We start from the raw sequence: 19,559 nt of genomic DNA on the forward strand, positions 1-19,559 counted from the left end.
AAGACAGAACCCCGCGCAACTGACCCGTCAAACGAGGGATCGGCGGCGCGGGGTCCAAGAGAGTTACTTTACGACGATCGCCAGAACGTCGCGGGCGGAGAGCACGAGGTACTCGGTGCCGCCGGTCTTGACTTCGGTTCCACCGTACTTGGAGTAAATGACGACGTCGCCAACGGCCACGTCAATGGGAACGCGGTTGCCGTTGTCGTCAAAGCGGCCGGGGCCTACTGCAACAACTTCGCCTTCCTGCGGCTTCTCCTGCGCGGAGTCCGGGATAACCAGGCCGGAAGCCGTGGTCTGCTCGGCTTCGAGCGGGCGGACAACAATACGATCCTCAAGAGGCTTAATAGAGACCGACACTCGGACCTCTCCTTTTCGTCAGCAAATTTGTGGACTATGAAGCGGTGGTGCCCTGGCGTGCAGACCGTCGTCGCGGTGCCGGCAGCGCGCCGGGCAAGTGGCGCTTCATGTATTAGCACCCTCCCAGGGAGAGTGCTAATGACGACTCTATGTAAGTAGTTAGCACTCGGTCAAGGCGAGTGCCAGAAATTCGTCCCCGGTGAACACTTCCCCCAGCGGGACATGCCCAATTTTCGTTGCGGCCGGTGGACACTCGGGCATCATGCTCGCTGCCCGTGCCGAGCGATGGACATGCCCAACGGGCGCGTCGGACATGCTCATTCCGGGCGCCGAACGAAGGAGATGCCCAACGAGTGCGGGCTGAACAAAGGGGTGTGCGACGGACCCACGCTGACCGACGCGTGCGGGCTGAACAAAGGGGGTGTGCGGATGGACCCCGGCTGACCGACGCGTGCGGGCTGAACAAAAGGGTGTGCGACGGACCCAAGCGGACCAGAGGGACATGCCCATTGTTCGTTGCGGCCGGTGGACTCGCGGGCATCATGCTCGCTGTCCGTGCCGAGCGATGGACATGCCCAAACAAATGCTGCGGACATGCTCACTCCAGGCGCTGAACGAAGGACATGCCCACCCCAGGCGCTCGACGAAGGGCATGTCCAACAAGTCCGCACTGCCCGGAGGGACATGCCCCTCCTCGAATACCAAGAATGAGCATGTCCGCCAGGCGCTGCCGGCGTCTGACTACTCTCCCGCGAGGTCCTCGAAGTCCACGTCTTCGCCGTCTTCTTCCTCGATGATGCGCCCCTGATCGTTGCGGTGCCGGTACAGCAGCAGGCCGCCTGCGGCGGCGAGCAGGAGGCCGACGACGAGGAAGATGACGCCGCCGAGCCGGGCCGCGGCATAGGTGTCGCGGATGGCACGCGCCTCGTCCGTGGCGTCCTTGACGTCCTTGCCGCCAACGGAATAGATGGTGGCGTTGAAGGAATCCAGGAAAAAGATGATCACCAGCAACGCGATGCAGACGACCGCGATGATGCCGCCGGCTATCAGCGCCGGGCGGGCGTAACGGGCAAGCCCCTGATGGTTCCGGTGGTCCTCATCGGCGTCGTACTGCCCTGTGTTGACGTCAATGCCGCGCTCGTCCGCTCCGCTGTCTTCCATGCCGTCAAGCCTAGTCGTCCTGGTCCGGCGCATCGGGTGAACGGCGGCTGAACTACGCTAGATGGCATGGCTGACGCACCGCAGGAACAGATCGCCCCGCTCCTCAACCCCGAGGGCTGGGAGTTGCTGGCGTCGCTGGGCCCCTACCGCGAGGACGACGCCATCCGGCTCAACGCAACGCTGCGGAAGGCCGGCCACTCCCCCGAACTCGTGTCGGCGGCGCTCACCCAGTCGAGGCTCCGGACCAAGGCCGAGGCCAAGTTCGGCGAGTTCGCCCGGCAGATGATCTTCACGCGGGCCGGCCTGGAGCAGGCAACCCGGCTGACGGTCGCGGCGCGGCACGCGCAACGGTTCGTCGAGGCCGGCATCGGCCACGTGGCGGATCTCGGCTGCGGGCTCGGCGCTGACGCCATGGCCCTGGCCTCCATGGACATCAAGGTGACCGCCGTGGAAATGGACGAGACGACAGCCGCCTGCGCCACGATGAACCTGATTCCGTTCCGGAACGCCACGGTCGTCCATGCAGATGCCATGTCCGTGCCGCTTGAGGGAATCGACGGCGTCTGGCTGGATCCGGCCCGCCGCACCACGTCGAGCTCCGGGACCAAGCGGCTGTGGGACCCGGAGGACTTCTCCCCGCCTTTGTCCTTCGTGGAGTCCCTGGCCGGTTCGGGGCTCGCCGTGGGCGTGAAGATGGGCCCTGGCATGCCGCACGACTCCGTGCCGGCGGATTGTGAAGCCCAGTGGGTCTCGGTGGGCGGCGACGTCACCGAGGTGGCACTGTGGTTCAACGCCGTGCGGCGGCCCGGCGTCCGCCGTGCAGCCCTCGTGCTCGGCCCGCAGGGCGCCGCCGAACTGACCAGCGGCGACGGATTCGACGGCGGCCCGGTGGCGCCCGTCGGCCCTGTGGAGGGGTATCTGTACGAGCCTGACGGCGCCGTCATCCGCGCCGGCCTCGTGGCCGACGTCGCACTCCAGCTCGAGGGGCACCTCGTGGACGAGCACATCGCCTATATCTGCGCCCCGGAACTGCGCGACACTCCGTTTGCCCGTGCCTACAAGGTCCTGGAAGTCATGCCCTACAACGTCAAGGCGCTCAAGGCCTGGGTCAAGGACCACGGCATCGGCGTGCTGGACATCAAGAAACGCGGCACGGCGGTCACGCCGGAGGAGCTCCGCAAGCAGCTTCTCCCCGGCGGGAAAAACACATCCGGAAAGAACGCAGGGACGAAAAACAAAGGCAAGAATACAGCCACCCTGGTTCTCACCAGGATCGGCGAGGACCGGGTGGCCATTTCGGTGGAACCCGTCCAGTAGGGGCGCAGGCCTGCAGTGCAGGCCTGCGCCCGGGTAAAACTCCGGCGCGCGGTGAAGCTACTGCGCCCGCATGAATTCTTCTGCGGTCTTGACTTGTTCGTCGGTGGGCCGGATGCCGGTGTACAGCACGAACTGTTCCAGGGCCTGGATGGTGGCCACTTCGGCTCCGGTGATCACGGTCTTGCCCGCCGCGCGGGCGGCCATGACCAGCGGGGTCTCCGCCGGGAGGGCGACGACGTCGAACACCACCTTCGCGGCATCCACCGCCTCCTGCGGGAAGGACAGCGAGCCTGCGTCCGGGCCGCCGGCCATCCCGACGGGGGTGACGTTGATGAGCATGTCGGCGGTGCCGGCAGCCTCAGTTCCGTGTGCACCGGTTCCGGGACGGTCGGCGCGCCACGCAAACCCGTAGTGCCCTGCGAGCGCCCGTCCGGAGGACTCGTTGCGGGCAATCACAGTGACGTCCCTGAACCCGGCATCCCGCAGCGCCGCGACGGTGGCCTTGGCCATGCCCCCGGAGCCGAGGACCCACACGGTATAGGACGCGGGCACGGCGTTGGACTTCAGCAGCTGCTCGATTGCCGTGTAGTCGGTGTTGTAGGCGGTCAGGCGGCCGCCGTCGTTGACGATCGTGTTGACCGAATCGATGGCTTTCGCGGAGGGGTCCATGACGTCCACCAGGGCAATGACGTCTTCCTTGTAGGGCATTGACACCGCGCAGCCGCGGATCCCGAGGCCCCGGACGCCGGCGATTGCCTGGGCCAGGTCAGTGGGCGCGAAGGCCTTGTAGATCCAGTTCAGGCCAAGCTGTTCATATAGGTGGTTATGGAAACGGGTCCCGTTGTTGCTCGGCCGGGCCGAAAGCGAGATGCACAGGGTCATGTCTTTGTTCAGTATGGGCACAGCTCCATTAAACCCCTTGAAAAACCGCTGGCAGCCCCGGCCTCAGCCGCAGCCTGAGCCTGCAGCCTGCGGCCCGACGGCGACCGGCAGCTTCCCGGGCGCCGTCGCCTTGCCGGCGAGCACCGCCGCCAGGGCGTCAAAGGCCCCCTGGTTGCGCCCGTAAAGCGCAATCTTGGCGGGCGCGGCGGAGTCCGCCAGCGGCCATGGCGCATCGAGGGCGACGGCGACATCAGCGACCGCCGGCTTGCCGCCGAAGCCGATCAGGGTAACGAGCGGGCCGGTGCCGATGCTGATGCCGGCGTCCCGTGCTGCCGCCGCGAACCGTGCCCGGTCCTGGTCCGAGCCGCCGGTCACGCGCACGCTGGCGGGCACGATGGGACCGTGGCAGGGTCCGGCGAGCACGGTAATGGCTTCCCGCGACACCTTCCGTGAGAGTTCCTTGCCGCTTCCTGGCGCGCTTCCCGCCGGGGCGCCGGTGCGGCCGCGCCACATCATCATGGTGACGACCCGCTGCGCGGCGTCCGCGAGCCGTTCCGGCGGCAGGGTGCCGTTCCTGACGGCGTTCACGATGGCGGCGTGGGCGGCGGCGACATCCTTTGGCATCAGCAACAGGTCGGCCCCGGCGGCCAGTGCCAGGGGCGCGGCGGAATCGTTGGGATACTTGCCCTGGATCGCTCCCATGTTCAGGGCATCGGTCACGGCCACCCCGTGGAACCCCATCCCCCGCAACGCCGTGTAGCTGGCCTTGGAGACCGACGCGGGGACCCCCGGTTCCAGGGCCGTAACGGCAATGTGCCCGGTCATGACCATCGGCAGCCCGGCCTTGATTGCCGCCTGGAAGGGCACCAGATCCTTGGCGCGGAGCTGGTCCATGGATTCGTTCTGGACCGGGAGGCCTTCATGGGAATCAACTGTCACGGAACCGTGGCCGGGGAAGTGCTTGACGGTCGGCAGCACCCCCGCGGCGAGCATCCCCTGGGAGAAGTCCGTGCCGAAGTCGGCGGCGGCGTCCGCACTGCCGGACATGGACCGCGAACCGATGGCCGGGTCTGCGGGGCCCATGGTGACATCGGAGTCCGGGGCAAAGTCGGTGTCGAATCCCAGCCCCGCCAGTTCTGCGGCCATGGCGCGGCCGGCGGAGGTGGCGAGCGGGGCGCTCCGGGCCGCTCCGTAGCTCATCGGTGCCGGCCACTCGGTCAGGGGTGAGCGCAGCCGGGCTACGACCCCGCCCTCCTGGTCGACACCGATCAGGCCGGGCCAGCTGCGGCCATCGGCATGCGCCGCCTTTTCCAGCCGCCGGGTGACAGCGCCCATTGCCGCGGTGTCCACCTGCCCGTCCGGTGTTCCCGGGACGTTGTCGCCCATGATGATGGATCCGGCGAGGTGCAGCCGCTCGATTGTCGCGGCCTGCCCCTCGTGGTCGAGCCCGGCGTAGAACGGAAGCAGGACCTGTCCGGCTTTCTGCTCGAGGCTCATGGCGGCCACAGCATGGCCCGCAGCGTCCGCGTCCCGCTGATCGGGCCCCCAGCCGAGCGGGTCCTGGGCGGACTGAGCGGGGGACGCCGGCGTCGGCGTGGCCGCTGGCCCGTTCGGCGGTGCGCTGCACGCTCCGGCACCGAGGACAAGCCCCGCCACCGCAGTCAGCACGGCTGCGGACCGCGCCTGCCTGTGAATACACTCACGCACCAGCTGTAACTTTGACACCAGTCCGATGCTACCCCTGCACTAGACTTGGACCACCGTTGCCCTGCCAGCCGCCCTACCGGCGGCCCCGCCAGCGGCATGTCCAGATCGGACGCCGGCTGCGGACAGTAGAACGCGGACAGTAGAACACTGAAGGGACCACATGAAGATTGATTTCGCTTCATCCAGGCAATCAACTCTTGGTGTGGAATGGGAACTTGCCCTCGTTGACGCGGAGACCGGTGAGCTGGCTTCGGTCGCCAACGAGGTCCTCCGCGGTGTGGCCGCCCGGCATCCCGAGCTCAATGAGGACGACGAGCACCCGCACATCAAGCAGGAACTGCTGCTGAACACAGTGGAGCTGGTCACCGGAATCTGCACCACGGTGGCGGAAGCCAAAGCGGACCTGAGCAGCTCGCTCGCGGCGGTCCGTGAGGTCACCGATCCCATGGGCGTCGAGGTTTTCTGCGCCGGAAGCCACCCCTTTAGTCCGCCCCAGCTGCAGCCAGTGACTGACAAGGCGCGCTACGCCAAGCTCATTGACCGGACCCAGTGGTGGGGCCGCCAGATGGTCATCTACGGCGTCCACGTGCATGTCGGACTCGACAGCCGCGACAAGGTCCTCCCTGTCCTGGACGGGCTCGTGAACTACTTTCCGCACTTCCAGGCGCTCTCCGCCTCCAGCCCGTTCTGGGGCGGCGAGGATACCGGCTATGCGTCCCACCGCGCCCTCATGTTCCAGCAGCTGCCCACGGCCGGCCTGCCGTTCCAGTTCTCCAGCTGGGAAGACTACGAGGCCTACGTCAAGGACATGTTCACCACCGGCGTCATCGACACCCTCTCCGAAATCCGCTGGGACATCCGGCCTGTGCCCAACCTTGGCACCATCGAGATGCGCATCTGCGACGGGCTGGCGACCCTTGAGGAAGTCGGCGCCATCGCGGCCCTGACGCAGTGCCTCGTCGACGAGTTCTCCACGACGCTGGAGAACGGCGGCACCATTCCCACCATGCCCCCGTGGCATGTCCAGGAAAACAAGTGGCGTGCTGCCCGGTACGGCCTGGAGGCGATCATCATCCTGGACGCCGAGGGCAATGAGCAGCTCGTCACCGAGCACCTCCGCGAGACGCTTAAGCGGCTCGAGCCCGTCGCGGCGAGGCTCGGCTGCGCCGCCGAGCTGGCCGACGTCGAAAAGATCATTCAGCGCGGTGCCGGCTATCAGCGGCAGCGCCGTGTGGCGGCCGAAAACGGCGGCGACCTCCGCGCCGTCGTCCTGGACCTGGTCAAGCAGATGCGCAAGGGCCCCGAAGCCTAGCCCCAGGCCGGGGCAGTGCCGCCGGCGGGCGCGCCGCTCAGGCGGACACGGTGGTGACTGGCATGGAGGAATCCGGGGCGAACCCGGTACCGCTCGCTTCCACCCCGGCCATCACGAGCTGGGCGCCGAGGGCGGCCACCATGGCACCGTTGTCCGTGCACAAGTCCAGCGGCGGCACGGTCAGCCGGATCCCGGCCGCGCTGCACCGCTGTTCGGTGAGCTGCCGGAGCCGTGAATTGGCCGCCACACCCCCGCCCAGCAACACTTCGGTGATCCCGTTTTCGCGGCAGGCCAGCACCGCCTTGGACGTGATCACGTCCACCACGGCTTCCTGGAACGCCGCGGCGATGTCCGCCACCGGTACCTGGTCGCCGCGGGCCTCGAACTGCTCCACGCACCGGGCGACGGCGGTCTTGAGTCCGCTGAAGGACCAGTCGTAGCGGTGCGGGCCGGGTTCCTCGGCGGTTCCCATGTACTTGGGCTGCGTCAGTCCGCGCGGGAACCGGATCGCTTTGGCATTGCCCGTGCGCGCGAGCTTGTCGATGGCGGGACCGCCCGGGTACCCGAGGCCCAGGAGGCGGGCCACCTTGTCGTACGCCTCGCCTGCGGCGTCATCGATCGTGGACCCCAGGAGCTCGACGTCGTCGGTGATGTTGCGGATCCGCAGGATTTCGGTGTGCCCGCCGGAGACCAGGAGCGCGCCCATGTTCTCCGGCTGGGATTCCGGCAGCTTCCCGGTGCGCGGTTGCGTGCTGCCGGGCACCGGCTGGAGGAGCCCGACGCCGACATGCGCGACGAGGTGGTTGATGGCGTAGAGCGGCTTGCCCGTGGCGACGGCGAGCGCCTTGGCCGCGCAGACCCCCACCATCAACGCCCCGGCCAGTCCCGGGCCGGAGGTGACGGCGATCGCGTCGATCTCCGCCAGAGTCACCCCGGCCTCGGCCAGTGCCGCCCGGAGCGTGGGCACGAACGCATCGAGGTGGGCGCGGGAGGCGATCTCGGGGATCACGCCGCCGAAGCGGACATGTTCCGCCATGGAGGAGGACACCGTGTTCGTCAGCAGCGCGGTCCCGCGGACGATCCCGACGCCGGTCTCGTCACAGGAGGACTCGATGCCGAGCACGAGCGGCTGGGTGCGGTTCACGGGTGGCCTGCTTCCCTGGACTGGTGGCTGAGTGGTTCGGTGGGCAGCTGGAGCCGCATGATGAGGGCGTCGACGCCGTCGCGGTAGTAGCGGGGACGGACATGGATCTGTTCGAACCCGAAGCGGCGGTAGAGCTGCTGGGCCCGGGGGTTGTCCGCCCGGACTTCCAGCAAAACGTCCTCGGCGCGGCGCCGGCGGCTTTCGCGGATGAGCTCGGTGAGCAGGGCCGAGCCGATGCCCTTGCCCTCGTGCTCGGGCACGACCGCGATGGTCTGGACGTCCGAGATCGGCTCGATGCACATGAGCCCGGCGTAACCCACGATCCCGCCGTGGAGCTCCGCGATGAGGTAGCGGCGGGTGTCGGCCTGCGCCAGTTCGTCATGGAACATCTGTAAGGGCCACGCGTCCACCGGGAACAGCCGGCGCTCCAACTCATGGACGGCAGGGACGTCCGCCGCCGTCATGTCCCGCAGCGTCACGCCGGACGGCAGCGCAGAGGGCTTGGCATCCGCCGGGCTCACAGCGCCCGCTTCCGGGGTCCGGGTACCTGCGCGTCGGACTCCCGCAGGTACAGGGGGGTGGAATCCAGGAGCCGTTCGCCGGCCGTAAGACGTGCCAGGGCGAACTGGCCCAGCGAGAGCGCCTCGGGCTGCCGGGCGCTGAACTCGGGGACAGCCTTGAGCACGCCTGCGTAGATCCCGGCACCGGCACCGTAGACGGGGAGGTCCGGGAGATCCGCGGCAAATCCCACGTGCGGTCCGTCCAGCAGCTGAGGCAACTGGCCGCCGGCGAGCGCATAGCGGGCCCAGTAGACTTCCTTGCGGCGCGCGTCGGTGGCCACGATGAACTCTGCGGCCGCCTCGGTGGATTCAGCCACTTCGAGGGCGATCGCGTCCAGGCTCATGACGCCGTACAGCGGCTTGCCCCACACAAAGGCGAGGGTGCGGGCGGTGACTATGCCCGAGCGCAGGCCCGTGAAGGGACCGGGACCCACACCGGTGACGATCGCGTCGACGTCGTCACCGGACAGGCCCGCGCCGGCCAGAAGCTTCTCGATCCCCGGGGCCAGGACTTCCGCGTGGGTGCGGGTGTCCTCGGTGGAGAAACTGGCCACCACGGACTCCGGCGCGTCATCGGAGATGAGCGCGGCGCTGGCCACGGCCGAGGTGTCGATGGCGAGAATCAGCATGAGGGCTTCCGTTCCGGGTCCGCGGGGTTGCCGGCAAGGGCATTGGCCTCCGGCAGGGGCCCAAACCCGCGCAGGACAGGGGGTTCCGTCCAGCGCGGACCGAAGCCGCGGATCACGACGGTGCGGGGCTCGTCGTCGTCGTCCGTGTCAAAATCCAGGACGCCGGGGGCCGGCGCGTGTCCGGGAGTGGCGCCGTCCGGGACGCCGGGGGCCGCGGTTCCCGAAGGGGCGGTTCCTGTAGTTGGTGCACCGCCGAGCGTGCGGTGCAGTTCTACCTCGAGCCGGCTGTCGCTCAGGTGTTCCACCCGGTCGCGGCCCCACTCGACGACGGTCACGGCCGAGTCCATGGTGTTCTCCAGATCGATGTCATCAATTTCGGCGGCGGACCCCAGCCGGTAGGCGTCCACGTGCACAAGGTCCGGGCCGCCCGGCCGGGTTCCGTCGGTCAGGTTGGGGTGGATGCGGACCAGCACGAAAGTGGGCGAAATAATGCCCGCACGGACGCCCAGGCCTTCGCCAAGTCCCTGCGTGAACGTTGTCTTCCCCGCGCCCAGCTCGCCGGTCAGGACCAGCAGGTCCCCCCGCTCCAGCACGGCGCCCAGGGCCGCCGCGAGCGCGTGCGTCTGATCCGCTGTCCGGACCTTAAGCGTCCGTTCCCACGCCGGTCCGGTCACGGCCGTAATCCCGGGGTAGAGGGCTCTTCGTTAATGTAGCGGCGCGGCACCCGGGGGCTGATCCGCGTGACGATCTCATAGTTGTTGGTTCCGGCGGCCCGGGCCCAATCCTCGGCGGTGGGTCCGCCGTCGGCGCCATTGCCGAACAGCACGGCCTCGGCGCCGAGGACGCTCGGGCCGCCGGCCGCCACGTTGCGCGGTCCCAGGTCGATCACCATCTGGTCCATCGCGATGCGTCCCACCACCGGATAGTTCCTGCCCTCAACGCGGACGGGACCGCCGGTGGCGACGCGCGGAACGCCGTCGGCGTAGCCAAGGGGAATGAGCCCCAGCGTGCTGGATCCGCCGGTGCGGTAGTTCAGGCCATAGGAGACACCCTGTCCGGCGGGCACGTCTTTGCAGTGCGAAACGACTGTGCGGACCGTCATGGCGGGGCGCAGGCCGAGCTCCTCGGAGCTTTGCCCTTCGAAGGGCGACAGTCCGTAGAGGCCCAGCCCGACGCGGACCAGGTCAAAATGCGTGTCCGGGCGCGAAAGGGTGGCCGGCGTGTTGGCCAGGTGTCGGACCTCGGGATCCACACCGGCGTCCTGGGCGATGGCGAGGGCCTGGCGGAATGCGGCGAGCTGCTCATCGGTTTCGGGCCGTTCGGGTTCGTCCGCGACGGCCAGGTGGGAGAAGATCCCCACAACCCGCAGCAGGCCCTGGTCCTGGTATTCCATGGCCTCGCCCACGAGGCTGTCCCAGGCGTCGAGGGTGGCGCCGTTGCGGCCGAGCCCGGTGTCGATCTTCAAGTGGATGCGGGCCGGCCGCTCCTGCTCGCGCGCGGCGGCCACAATCCGGTCCAGCTCCCAGCCGGAGCAGCCGATGTCGATTCCGGCGGCCACGGCGGCGGCGAAGTTGCTTTCGGGGGTGTGCAGCCAGGCCAGCATGGGGGCCTCGATGCCGGCAGCGCGCAGGCCCAGCGCCTCGGAGATATGGGCCACTCCCAGCCAGCTGGCGCCGGCGCCGAGGGCCGCCCGGGCCACGGGAACGGCGCCGTGGCCGTAGGCGTCAGCTTTGACCACCGCCATGATCTTCGCGGGCGAGGCCACGGCTGCCAGGCGCCGGACGTTGTGGCGGATGGCTTCGAGGTCGATTACGGCCGAGCGTTCCTCCGGGTGGACGGGCGCTGCCGCCGCATCGGGCCGGAGATCGCCTGTTGCTGCTGGGTAAGTCACTTAACGATTCTAGGGGTGGCGCAGCGGGCCGGATAATTCGGGCCGACGGGAGAGCATGTCCAACCCCGGGCCCGGGCGGGGAGCATGTCCAACCGTGACCGGGCCCGGGGAGGGTCCCCCCACGGAGGACATGCCCAGTCCTGACACCCAGTACTGGGCACCACACCCTCATGCCCACCCCCGGGCCCGAACGGGGCGCATGCCCAACCGTGACCAGGCCGGGGAGGGTCCCCCACGGAGGACATGCCCACTCCTGGCACGCAGCACAGGGCACAACACCCTCATGCCCACCCCCGCGCCCAATCGCGGAGCATGTCCAACCGTGACCGGGCCGGGGAGCGTCCCCCCCACGGAGGACATGCCCAGCCCTGGCACCCAACACAGGGCACAACACCCTCACGCCCACCCCCGCGCCCAATCGCGGAGCATGTCCAACCGTGACCGGGCCGGGGAGCGTCCCCCCCCCGTTACATTTATTGGGTCCCCGAAGGCCGGGGATTTGGTCGCTGGACCCGGTATGACTTTCTCGCCCTGTCATTGATGATCCGGGGGGTGTTGTCGCCGGGTTCGGAGACACGCGTTGACTGCTGATAGGGACACGGCCGGCTCCTTCAACTGGTGCCAGGTCTCTTTGTAACGTGGGTGCCAGCATCGGGTGTCGTGACTGCGGCCATGTGGTGGTGCAAAGGAGCGCCGGATGGACGAAGGATACGAGGTGTACTGCGGACTCGATGTCGGCAAATCCGAGCATCACGCCGCCGCATTGAACGCCGAGGGAGAACGGGTCTTCGATAAACCGTTCCCGCAGGACGAGGCGCGGCTGCGCGAGCTCTTCACCGGCCTGCAGCAGCACGGCCGGGTGCTGGTGATCGTGGACCAGCCCAACACCATCGGGGCACTGCCGATAGCCGTAGCGCGGGACTGCGGCTGCACGGTGGCCTACCTGCCGGGCCTGGCGATGCGCAAAGCCGCGGATCTGTATCCCGGAAAGTCCAAGACGGACGCCCGGGATGCGTTTATCATCGCCGAGACGGCACGCGCGATGCCGCACACCCTGCGGGCCGTTGACCGGGACAGCGAGGTGCTCGCGGCACTCAAGGTCCTCTCCGGATTCGACGCGGACCTGACCCATGAATGCACCAGGGCGATCAACCGCCTGCGGTCCCTGCTGCTGCAGATTTTCCCGGCCCTGGAGCGCACCTTCCCGGGGACGGTGCTGACCAGGTCCCTGGTCCTGGAGTTGTTCATCAAGTACTCCGGACCCACCGGGCTCCGGGCCGCGGGTAGGTCCAACGTGTTGCGCTGGGCCAGAAATCGCAGCCGCAAGGACCCCGTGAACCTCATCGAGGCCGTCTTTTCGGCACTGGGTGAGCAGACCGTGACCGTGATCGGCACCGACGCCGTCGAACTGGTCATCCCCCGTGTCGCGGCGCAAATCAAGGAACTAAAACACCAACGCGCCATCGTCGCAGAAGAAGTCGAAAAACTGCTCGATGACTTCCCTCTTTCCCGGGTCTTGATGTCCATGCCGGGAGTCGGCATCAAGACCGCAGCGACGATACTCCTGACCATCGGCGACGCACGCACCTTCACCTCTGCCGGACACCTCGCCGCCTACGCCGGCATCGCCCCGTGACACGGCGATCAGGAACCTCGATACGCGGCGAATTCCCCGCACGCTCCGGCAACAAACAGCTCAAGAACGCACTCTTCAGATCGGCCTGGATCGCCAGCTGCCACCACCCGGCATCGAAGGCCTACTACCAAAAGAAACGCGCCCAGGGAAAGAAACACAACGCCGCCGTCATCTGCCTGGCCCGGCGCCGCTGCGACGTCATCTACTCCATGCTCAGACACGGCGCCCTCTACGACGAGAAGCCGGTCCTTGCCGCTTGACCAAAAGCATAGGGACACCCCCCCCACGGAGGACATGCCCAGTCCTGGCACCCAACACAGGGCACAACACCCTCATGCCCACCCCCGGGCCCGAACGCGGAGCATGCCCAACCGTGACCGGGCCCGAACGCGGAGCATGTCCAACCGTGGCGGAGCGGGAGAATACGCCTAGGCGTCGGAATGATGCGCGATGGTCGCCGTCGCGCGCCGCTGCGCCTCCGGCGGCACGTCGCGGACAATCTCCTCCAGGAAGCAGTACCGGCGCAGCCACTGGCTGCTCTGGCGTTCCTTGCGGGCGTTGGCCCGCTGCCACCAGTCGGCGATGTCGCCCCAGCCGGGCGCAGCGAGGGAACCGCCCACTTCCTGTACGGCGAGCGCGGCGCACAGGTTGGCAAAACGGAGCCGGTCCCCGAGCGGCCATCCCGCCAGGCAGCCAACAATGAAGGCGGCGCCAAAGCAGTCCCCGGCGCCGGTCGGATCGTAGGCCGCGACGGGCAGGGACGGCACCCACTCTTCCTCGCCCGTTTCGGAGTCCACAGCCATGGATCCCTGCGCGCCAAGCGTCACGACTGCCACGGGCACTTTGTCCGCCAGCGAATACAGCGCGGACCAGGGGTCGTCGCGGCCGGTAAACGCCATGGCTTCGCGCTGGTTCGGCATGAAGGCGTGGAAGTACTGCAAGTTGTCCAGCCGGGCCGCAGACCAGGCGCCGGTGGGGTCCCAGCCGACGTCGCCGAACAGCCGGACGCCTGCCTTGCGCGCATCAAGGGCCCACGGCTCGAGTTCCTCACCCAGCTCGGCAACGGCGGCCAGCGCCGGCGGCGGACAACCGATCAGCTCCGTGGAAGTCACCGGCGCCGGGTGCCCGTGCGTCACCATGGACCGGTCCTTCTCCACACTCAAGGACACTGTAACCGGCGAATGCCAGCCCGGCACACGGCGGGACAGGGACAGGTCCACATGTTCCTGGGCGGCCAGGATCTTCCAGTTGTAGTCCCCGTAACCGTCGTCCCCGAACGCGGCCGCCAGCCCCGTTCGCAACCCGAGCCGCGCCGCAGCAATCGCCTGGTTGGCGACCCCGCCCGGGCAGGTGCCCATCCCGTCGCTCCAGATTTCCGTCCCGGCCCGGGGGGCGTGCGGCAGCCCGGTGAAAATGATGTCCTGGAACACGGTGCCGGTCAGGAGCAGGTCGAACCCCTCCGCCGCCGGGGTGCGGACCGCTGAGAGCGGATCAAAGCGCCGCCTTGGGTTCGCGTCCATGTATGGCACACTACGCCGTCGTTCTACCAGTGGAAAGGCAAGGCGCGGGACGTGGCGGAGAGGCTGCGAGTAGACTGCCCGCATGCGGCTCACCATTGCCGGCGGGGGCGGGTTCCGGGTCCCGCTGATCTACCGGGCGCTCTCGTCCGGCCCCTTTGAGGGGCTGGTCAGGGAGCTGGTACTTTACGACGTCGACGCCGGCCGGCTGGCCGCGATCGAGGCGGTCCTGGCCTCCTTCGCACAGTCCGCCCCGGGCCGCTTTCCTGCGGTCCGCACCACCTCGTCCCTGCCGGCGGCCCTCGACGGCGCCGACGTCGTGTTTGCCGCGATCCGGCCCGGCGGCACCCAGGGGCGGACCGCTGACGAGCGCGTCGCCCTGGACCTGGGACTGCTGGGCCAGGAGACAACCGGCGCCGGCGGCATCGCCTACGCCCTGCGGTCCATCCCGCCGATGCTGAAGCTGGCGGCCGAAATGCGGCGCCTCTGCCCCGGGGCATGGCTGCTCAACTTCACCAACCCGGCAGGCATGGTCACGGAGGCCCTCGTCCCCGTGGTCGGCAGCCGCGTGATCGGCATCTGCGACTCCGCCGGCGGCCTCGTGTACCGTGCGGCGAACGCCGCCGGCGTCGCGCTCCCGGCGGGGAGGCTCGACGGCGTGGGCTACGCCGGTCTGAACCATCTGGGCTGGCTGTACCGGCTCGAGCCTGCCGGCCGGGACGTCCTCCCGGACCTGCTGGCGGACGCCCCGGCCCTGGCCGGCTTCGAGGAAGGCCGCCTGTTCGGCCAGGAGTTCCTCGCCGGCCTGGGCTGCCTGCCCAACGAGTACCTCTACTACTACTACGAGACCGCCCGCGCCGTGGCCGGCATCCGCGCCCTGGACCGCACGCGCGGGGAGAGCATCGAGCGGCAGCAGGCGGAGCTTTATCCCCGGCTGCGGGACGCCGGTCCGGCCGCGTATCCGCTCTGGGATGCCGCGCGCCTGTCCCGCGAAGAGGGGTACCTGGCGGAGGCCCGGCAGGCGGGCGAGCGTCGGGACGAGTCCGACCTTGCCGGTGGCGGCTACGAACGCGTCGCCCTTGCCGCCATGCGGGCCCTCTCCCCTGGGCCCCTGCCCGGCACTCAGCCAGGTGCTTCCCCGCGCCGCGGCGAGACGGAGCTGATCCTGAATACTGTCAACACGCTCCCGGGACCGGGGGCTGCACCGGCCGTGCCGGGGCTGCCGGCGGACGCCGTCGTCGAGGTCCCCTGCCGGGTGACGCCCGACGGCGTGGTCCCGCTGCCGCAGGAGCGCCCGGCCCCCGCGCAGCTGGCTCTCATGCGGCGCGTCAAGGACGTCGAGCGCCTTGTGGTGCTGGCAGCCACGACCGGCAGCCGGGATGCGGCCCTCGCCGCCTTCGCCCGGCACCCGCTCGTGGATTCGGACGCCCTCGCCGGGAAGTTGCTCACCGGGTACGAGGCCGCGTTCCCGGAGCTCGCGCAGCTCTGGCGCGGCCGGGACTGAAGCGGGAGCGCAGGCGGCAGCGGCGTCGGGGCGCCGGCGCGGCAGCGGGACGTTCGGGCGCGGCACCTGGAGCTAGAGCTTGCGGTACATCACATGCAGGCCCACGTAGCCCAGCCGCGGGTGTTCGAACGCTTCGGGGATGGTGGCGAGGACCTCGAATCCCATCGACTTCCACGCGGCGACGGCCCGGACGTTGCTCTCGACCACGGCATTGAACTGCATGGCCCGGAAGCCGGCGGCGCGGGCGGCGTCGAGCGAGTAGGCGCAGAGGGCGCGGGCCAAACCCCTGCCTGCGTGGTCCGGGTGGACCATGTAGCCGGCGTTGGCGACGTGGCTGCCGCCGCCGCCCTGGTTGGCATGGAGTTCCCCTGTCCCCAGCACTGCACCGGCGCCGCCACCGGCGTCACTGCCGGCCCCGCCACCGGCGCGTTTCCCGACGGCGACGAACGTCTGTCCGGGCGCCTGCTTGAACCACCGGCCACGGGCTTCGTCCTCGGGGGTGTCCCGGTCCCAGGTGAAGGTCTCCCCGGCCCGGATGACGGGCTCCAGGATCAACCAGATGCCCGGCCAGTCCTGTGCGGTGGCCTCGCGGATTTCCCAGCCGGCCGCCGTGGATCCTGGTTCTGTAGTTGCGCTCACAGCGGCCACGTTAGCAGCCCTCCCGGCCCTGTCACCGGTCCTGTGAACCCTCTGCCACTTCAGGAGTAGTGTTTTATCGAATCCAAGTTCAGGCGCCGTTCACATGGCCACCAAGTCGAGGGAAGGGAAAACAATGCCGCTGATCCGCCGCGTGGCGTTCCTTTCCCTGCACACCTCGCCGATGGAGCAGCCCGGCTCGGGCGACGCCGGCGGAATGAACGTCTACGTCCGGGCGCTGGCAGCGGCCCTCGCGGAGACCGGCGTCGAGGTGGAGATCTTCACGAGGTCCACGGCAGCCGGGCAGCCCGCCGTCGAACATCCCTCCCCGGGCGTCTGCGTCCACAACGTCCTGGCCGGCCCGCCGCGCAAGCTGCCCAAGGAGGAGCTTCCCGAGCTCCTGCACAGCATGGTGGCCGAAATCGACCGGGTCCGGCAGCTCCAGCCGCACGGGCGCTATGACGTCATCCATTCGCACTATTGGGTGTCCGGGGTCGCCGGGCTTGAGCTGTCTCAGCTGTGGGACGTGCCCCTGGTGCACACGATGCACACCATGGCGAAGGTCAAGAACCTGCTGCTGGAATCCGGGGAGTTGCCGGAGCCGCGCCGGCGCGAGGACGGCGAGCAGCGGATTGTCGACGGGGCCGCCCGGCTGATCGCGAACACGGGCACGGAAGCGGCCGAGCTCGTCTCGCACTACAACGCCGACATCGACCGCATCGATGTGGCTCCGCCCGGCGTGGATCTGGCAGTGTTCACGCCGGCGTTCAGGACCCGGGCCCGGACCGAACACGGTGTCCCGCCGGACAGGTTCCATCTGTTGTTCGCCGGACGGATCCAACGGCTCAAGGGCCCGCAGGTCCTGATCAAGGCTGCCGCGCTGCTGCGCTCCCGCCGCCCGGACATCGATCTGCAGCTGACCATCCTGGGAGCAGTAAGCGGGGCGAAGGACTTCGACCTCACGTCACTGATCAGCGCCGCGGGAATGGACGACGTCGCCACCCACCACCCGCCGGTCAACGCACCGGAGCTGGCCGGCTGGTACCGCTCGGCCGACGTCGTGGTGATGCCGTCCTACAGTGAATCCTTCGGCCTCGTGGCGCTGGAGGCCCAGGCCTGCGGGACGCCGGTCGTCGCCACCAAAGTGGGCGGCCTGTCCCGCGCCGTCTTCGACGGGCGCACGGGGATGCTCGTGGAGGGGCACAAGGCCGCCGACTGGGCGGACGCTCTGGAGGCTCTCTATGACGACCCCGACACGCGGGCGGACATGGGCCGTGCAGCCGCAGTGCACGCCCAGGGGTTCGGCTGGCAGCGCACGGCCGCACTTACGCTGGAGAGCTACCACGCCGCTGTGGCACAGTACGTTGGAAGCATGAACATCCCGGTGGGCCACACGCCCTAGGCCGGACCCAGCGACGCCGCAAGCCGAAGGACAACGATGTCTGAAACCACCGTGCCAGGGAACACCGTTCCGAGCGACCTCGAGATTGCCCAGCGGGCCGTCATGAAGCCGATCGAGGAGGTCGCGGCCGCGGCCGGCATCAACGCCGAGGCCCTGGAGTTTTACGGCCGCTACAAGGCGAAGATCGATCCCGCGAAACTCGCCGAGTCCGGCGCCCGGCGCGCCCCCGGCAAGGTGGTCCTGGTCTCGGCGATGTCCCCCACGCCCGCCGGTGAGGGCAAGTCCACCATCACCGTGGGACTGGCGGACTCCCTGGCCCGTGCGGGGCACAAAGTCATGATCGCGCTGCGCGAACCCTCGCTGGGCCCGATCCTGGGCATGAAGGGCGGAGCCGCGGGCGGCGGTTACTCCCAGGTGCTGCCCATGGACGAGATCAACCTCCACTTCACCGGCGACTTCCACGCCGTCACGTCCGCAAACAATGCCCTGATGGCGCTAGTGGACAACCACATCTTCCAGGGCAATGAGCTCAACATCGATCCCCGGCGCATGACCTTCAAGCGTGTGCTGGACATGAACGACCGGTCCCTCCGGGAGGTCGTGATCGGACTGGGCGGCCCGACCCAGGGCATTCCGCGGCAGGACGGATTCGACATCACCGTGGCCTCCGAAATCATGGCTCTGTTCTGCCTCGCCACGGACCTCGGGGATCTCCGGGAGCGGCTGGGCCGGATCACGTTCGGCTACACGTACACCCGGGAGCCGGTCACGGTCGCGGACCTGGGTGTCCAGGGCGCCCTGACCATGCTGCTCAAGGACGCCATCAAACCCAACCTGGTGCAGACCATCGCCGGCACTCCGGCCCTGGTGCACGGCGGCCCCTTCGCCAACATCGCCCACGGCTGTAACTCCCTCATTGCCACCCAGACGGCCCGCAGCCTGGCGGACATCGTGGTCACGGAGGCAGGCTTCGGTGCCGACCTCGGCGCCGAGAAGTACATGGACATCAAGGCCCGGGTCGGAGACGTCGCGCCGTCCGCCGTCGTGCTCGTGGCCACCGTCCGGGCCCTCAAGATGCATGGCGGCGTCGCGAAGGACGAGCTCAAGGTGCCCAACGTGGAGGCGCTGGCTGCCGGCGTCGTCAATCTTCAGCGCCATATCCGCAATGTCGAGAAGTTCGGCATTGTTCCCGTCGTCGCGGTCAACAAGTTCGTCACAGACACCCCTGAGGAACTGGACTGGCTGCTGGAGTGGTGCGCCGCCGAGGGCGTCCACGCGGCCGTGGCCGACGTCTGGGGGCACGGCGGTGGCGGCGACGGCGGGGACAAGCTGGCGGAGGAAGTGGCCGCGGCGATCGACGCCCCGCACGGCTTCCGGCACCTGTACCCGCTCGAGATGCCGGTGGAGGAAAAGATCCGGACCATCGTGCAGGAAATCTACGGCGCCGACGGTGTGGACTTCTCCCTGCCGGCGCTCAAACGGCTGGCGGAGATCGAGAAGAACGGCTGGTCCGGGATGCCGGTTTGCATGGCGAAAACCCAGTATTCCTTCAGCGACGACGCCACACGGCTCGGTGCGCCGAAGGGGTTCACGGTCCATGTGCGGGACCTCATCCCCAAGACCGGGGCGGGATTCATCGTGGCCCTCACCGGCGCCGTCATGACCATGCCGGGCCTGCCCAAGGTCCCGGCGGCGATGCGGATGGACGTCGACGCCGACGGGAACCCCGTCGGCCTCTTCTAACCCGACCTCACATCCGGCGCCCCTCCACCCGACCCTCCCGCACATCCGGCATCCCTCCCGGCGACGCTCCCTCACATCCGGCGTCCCTCCCGGCGTCGCACCCTCACATCCGGACCTGTGCTCGTGACGGAATCGCCGAAACCCGGGCCTGCCGCTTC

16 protein-coding genes and 1 pseudogene are annotated in these 19,559 nt (G+C 68.7%); 6 read left to right on the forward strand and 11 right to left on the reverse strand.

The features are described 5' to 3' along the window. Positions 1–63 precede the first annotated feature (63 nt). On the reverse strand, positions 64–360 hold the full coding sequence (gene groES, locus AC1DCZ_RS04475) for a co-chaperone GroES (protein ID WP_018773735.1): 297 nt from the start codon (positions 358–360) through the stop codon (positions 64–66). Between the two features lie 741 nt (positions 361–1,101). Beyond that, a complete protein-coding gene (locus AC1DCZ_RS04480; protein ID WP_476973550.1) occupies positions 1,102–1,521 on the reverse strand; it encodes a hypothetical protein in 420 nt (139 codons plus the stop codon). Positions 1,522–1,587: 66 nt separating this feature from the next. Between AC1DCZ_RS04480 and AC1DCZ_RS04485 the strand changes: the two genes are divergently transcribed. Continuing rightward, entirely contained in the window at positions 1,588–2,838 is a 1,251-nt protein-coding gene (locus AC1DCZ_RS04485; RefSeq protein ID WP_476973551.1) for a class I SAM-dependent methyltransferase, read from the forward strand. A 57-nt stretch (positions 2,839–2,895) separates the two neighbouring features. Here the strand turns inward: AC1DCZ_RS04485 and AC1DCZ_RS04490 are convergent, their stop codons facing one another. Together AC1DCZ_RS04490 and AC1DCZ_RS04495 are read right to left on the reverse strand one after the other, a co-directional pair. Continuing rightward, positions 2,896–3,741, reverse strand: a complete 846-nt coding sequence (locus tag AC1DCZ_RS04490; protein WP_476973552.1) for a shikimate 5-dehydrogenase — start codon at positions 3,739–3,741, stop codon at positions 2,896–2,898. A 42-nt stretch (positions 3,742–3,783) separates the two neighbouring features. Next, positions 3,784–5,445, reverse strand: coding sequence for a glycoside hydrolase family 3 N-terminal domain-containing protein (locus AC1DCZ_RS04495; RefSeq protein WP_476973553.1), 1,662 nt, complete (start codon positions 5,443–5,445; stop codon positions 3,784–3,786). 142 nt (positions 5,446–5,587) lie between these two features. Here AC1DCZ_RS04495 and AC1DCZ_RS04500 point away from each other — a divergent pair, with 142 nt between their 5' ends. Further along, positions 5,588–6,739, forward strand: a complete 1,152-nt coding sequence (locus tag AC1DCZ_RS04500; RefSeq protein ID WP_476894076.1) for a glutamate--cysteine ligase — start codon at positions 5,588–5,590, stop codon at positions 6,737–6,739. A 37-nt stretch (positions 6,740–6,776) separates the two neighbouring features. Here the strand turns inward: AC1DCZ_RS04500 and tsaD are convergent, their stop codons facing one another. The 5 genes from tsaD to alr are packed head-to-tail and all read right to left on the reverse strand — an operon-like array spanning position 6,777 to position 10,963. Further along, positions 6,777–7,883 (reverse strand): tRNA (adenosine(37)-N6)-threonylcarbamoyltransferase complex transferase subunit TsaD, encoded by a 1,107-nt coding sequence (gene tsaD, locus AC1DCZ_RS04505; protein ID WP_476973554.1) that lies wholly within the window; start codon positions 7,881–7,883, stop codon positions 6,777–6,779. Next, positions 7,880–8,347: a ribosomal protein S18-alanine N-acetyltransferase gene (gene rimI, locus AC1DCZ_RS04510; RefSeq protein ID WP_476894220.1), complete on the reverse strand. Its 468-nt coding sequence runs from the start codon at positions 8,345–8,347 to the stop codon at positions 7,880–7,882. Before rimI ends, tsaD begins: the two co-directional genes overlap by 4 nt. A 53-nt stretch (positions 8,348–8,400) precedes the next feature. Then, the gene (gene tsaB, locus AC1DCZ_RS04515; RefSeq protein ID WP_476973555.1) at positions 8,401–9,072 is read right to left on the reverse strand and encodes a tRNA (adenosine(37)-N6)-threonylcarbamoyltransferase complex dimerization subunit type 1 TsaB; all 672 of its coding nucleotides are present in this window, start codon (positions 9,070–9,072) and stop codon (positions 8,401–8,403) included. Next, positions 9,066–9,746 (reverse strand): tRNA (adenosine(37)-N6)-threonylcarbamoyltransferase complex ATPase subunit type 1 TsaE, encoded by a 681-nt coding sequence (gene tsaE, locus AC1DCZ_RS04520; RefSeq protein ID WP_476973556.1) that lies wholly within the window; start codon positions 9,744–9,746, stop codon positions 9,066–9,068. Before tsaE ends, tsaB begins: the two co-directional genes overlap by 7 nt. Beyond that, entirely contained in the window at positions 9,743–10,963 is a 1,221-nt protein-coding gene (gene alr / locus AC1DCZ_RS04525; RefSeq protein ID WP_476973557.1) for an alanine racemase, read from the reverse strand. Before alr ends, tsaE begins: the two co-directional genes overlap by 4 nt. 697 nt (positions 10,964–11,660) lie before the next feature. Here alr and AC1DCZ_RS04530 point away from each other — a divergent pair. Further along, a pseudogene (locus tag AC1DCZ_RS04530) lies at positions 11,661–12,859 on the forward strand (IS110 family RNA-guided transposase). A gap of 168 nt (positions 12,860–13,027) precedes the next feature. Here AC1DCZ_RS04530 and AC1DCZ_RS04535 read toward each other — a convergent pair. After that, positions 13,028–14,119, reverse strand: a complete 1,092-nt coding sequence (locus AC1DCZ_RS04535; RefSeq protein ID WP_476973558.1) for a PfkB family carbohydrate kinase — start codon at positions 14,117–14,119, stop codon at positions 13,028–13,030. 82 nt (positions 14,120–14,201) lie between these two features. Here AC1DCZ_RS04535 and AC1DCZ_RS04540 point away from each other — a divergent pair, with 82 nt between their 5' ends. Then, entirely contained in the window at positions 14,202–15,620 is a 1,419-nt protein-coding gene (locus tag AC1DCZ_RS04540) for a family 4 glycosyl hydrolase (protein WP_476973559.1), read from the forward strand. 72 nt (positions 15,621–15,692) lie between these two features. Here the strand turns inward: AC1DCZ_RS04540 and AC1DCZ_RS04545 are convergent, their stop codons facing one another. Beyond that, positions 15,693–16,259: an N-acetyltransferase family protein gene (locus AC1DCZ_RS04545; protein ID WP_476973560.1), complete on the reverse strand. Its 567-nt coding sequence runs from the start codon at positions 16,257–16,259 to the stop codon at positions 15,693–15,695. Between the two features lie 133 nt (positions 16,260–16,392). On the opposite strand from AC1DCZ_RS04545, the gene mshA reads away from it, so the two are divergent. Continuing rightward, positions 16,393–17,658, forward strand: coding sequence for a D-inositol-3-phosphate glycosyltransferase (gene mshA / locus AC1DCZ_RS04550; RefSeq protein ID WP_476973561.1), 1,266 nt, complete (start codon positions 16,393–16,395; stop codon positions 17,656–17,658). Positions 17,659–17,694: 36 nt separating this feature from the next. Beyond that, on the forward strand, positions 17,695–19,401 hold the full coding sequence (locus tag AC1DCZ_RS04555) for a formate--tetrahydrofolate ligase (protein WP_476973562.1): 1,707 nt from the start codon (positions 17,695–17,697) through the stop codon (positions 19,399–19,401). The last annotated feature ends 158 nt before the right edge of the window (positions 19,402–19,559 follow it).

The sequence above is a fragment of the Arthrobacter sp. 10N418 genome (assembly GCF_056394725.1).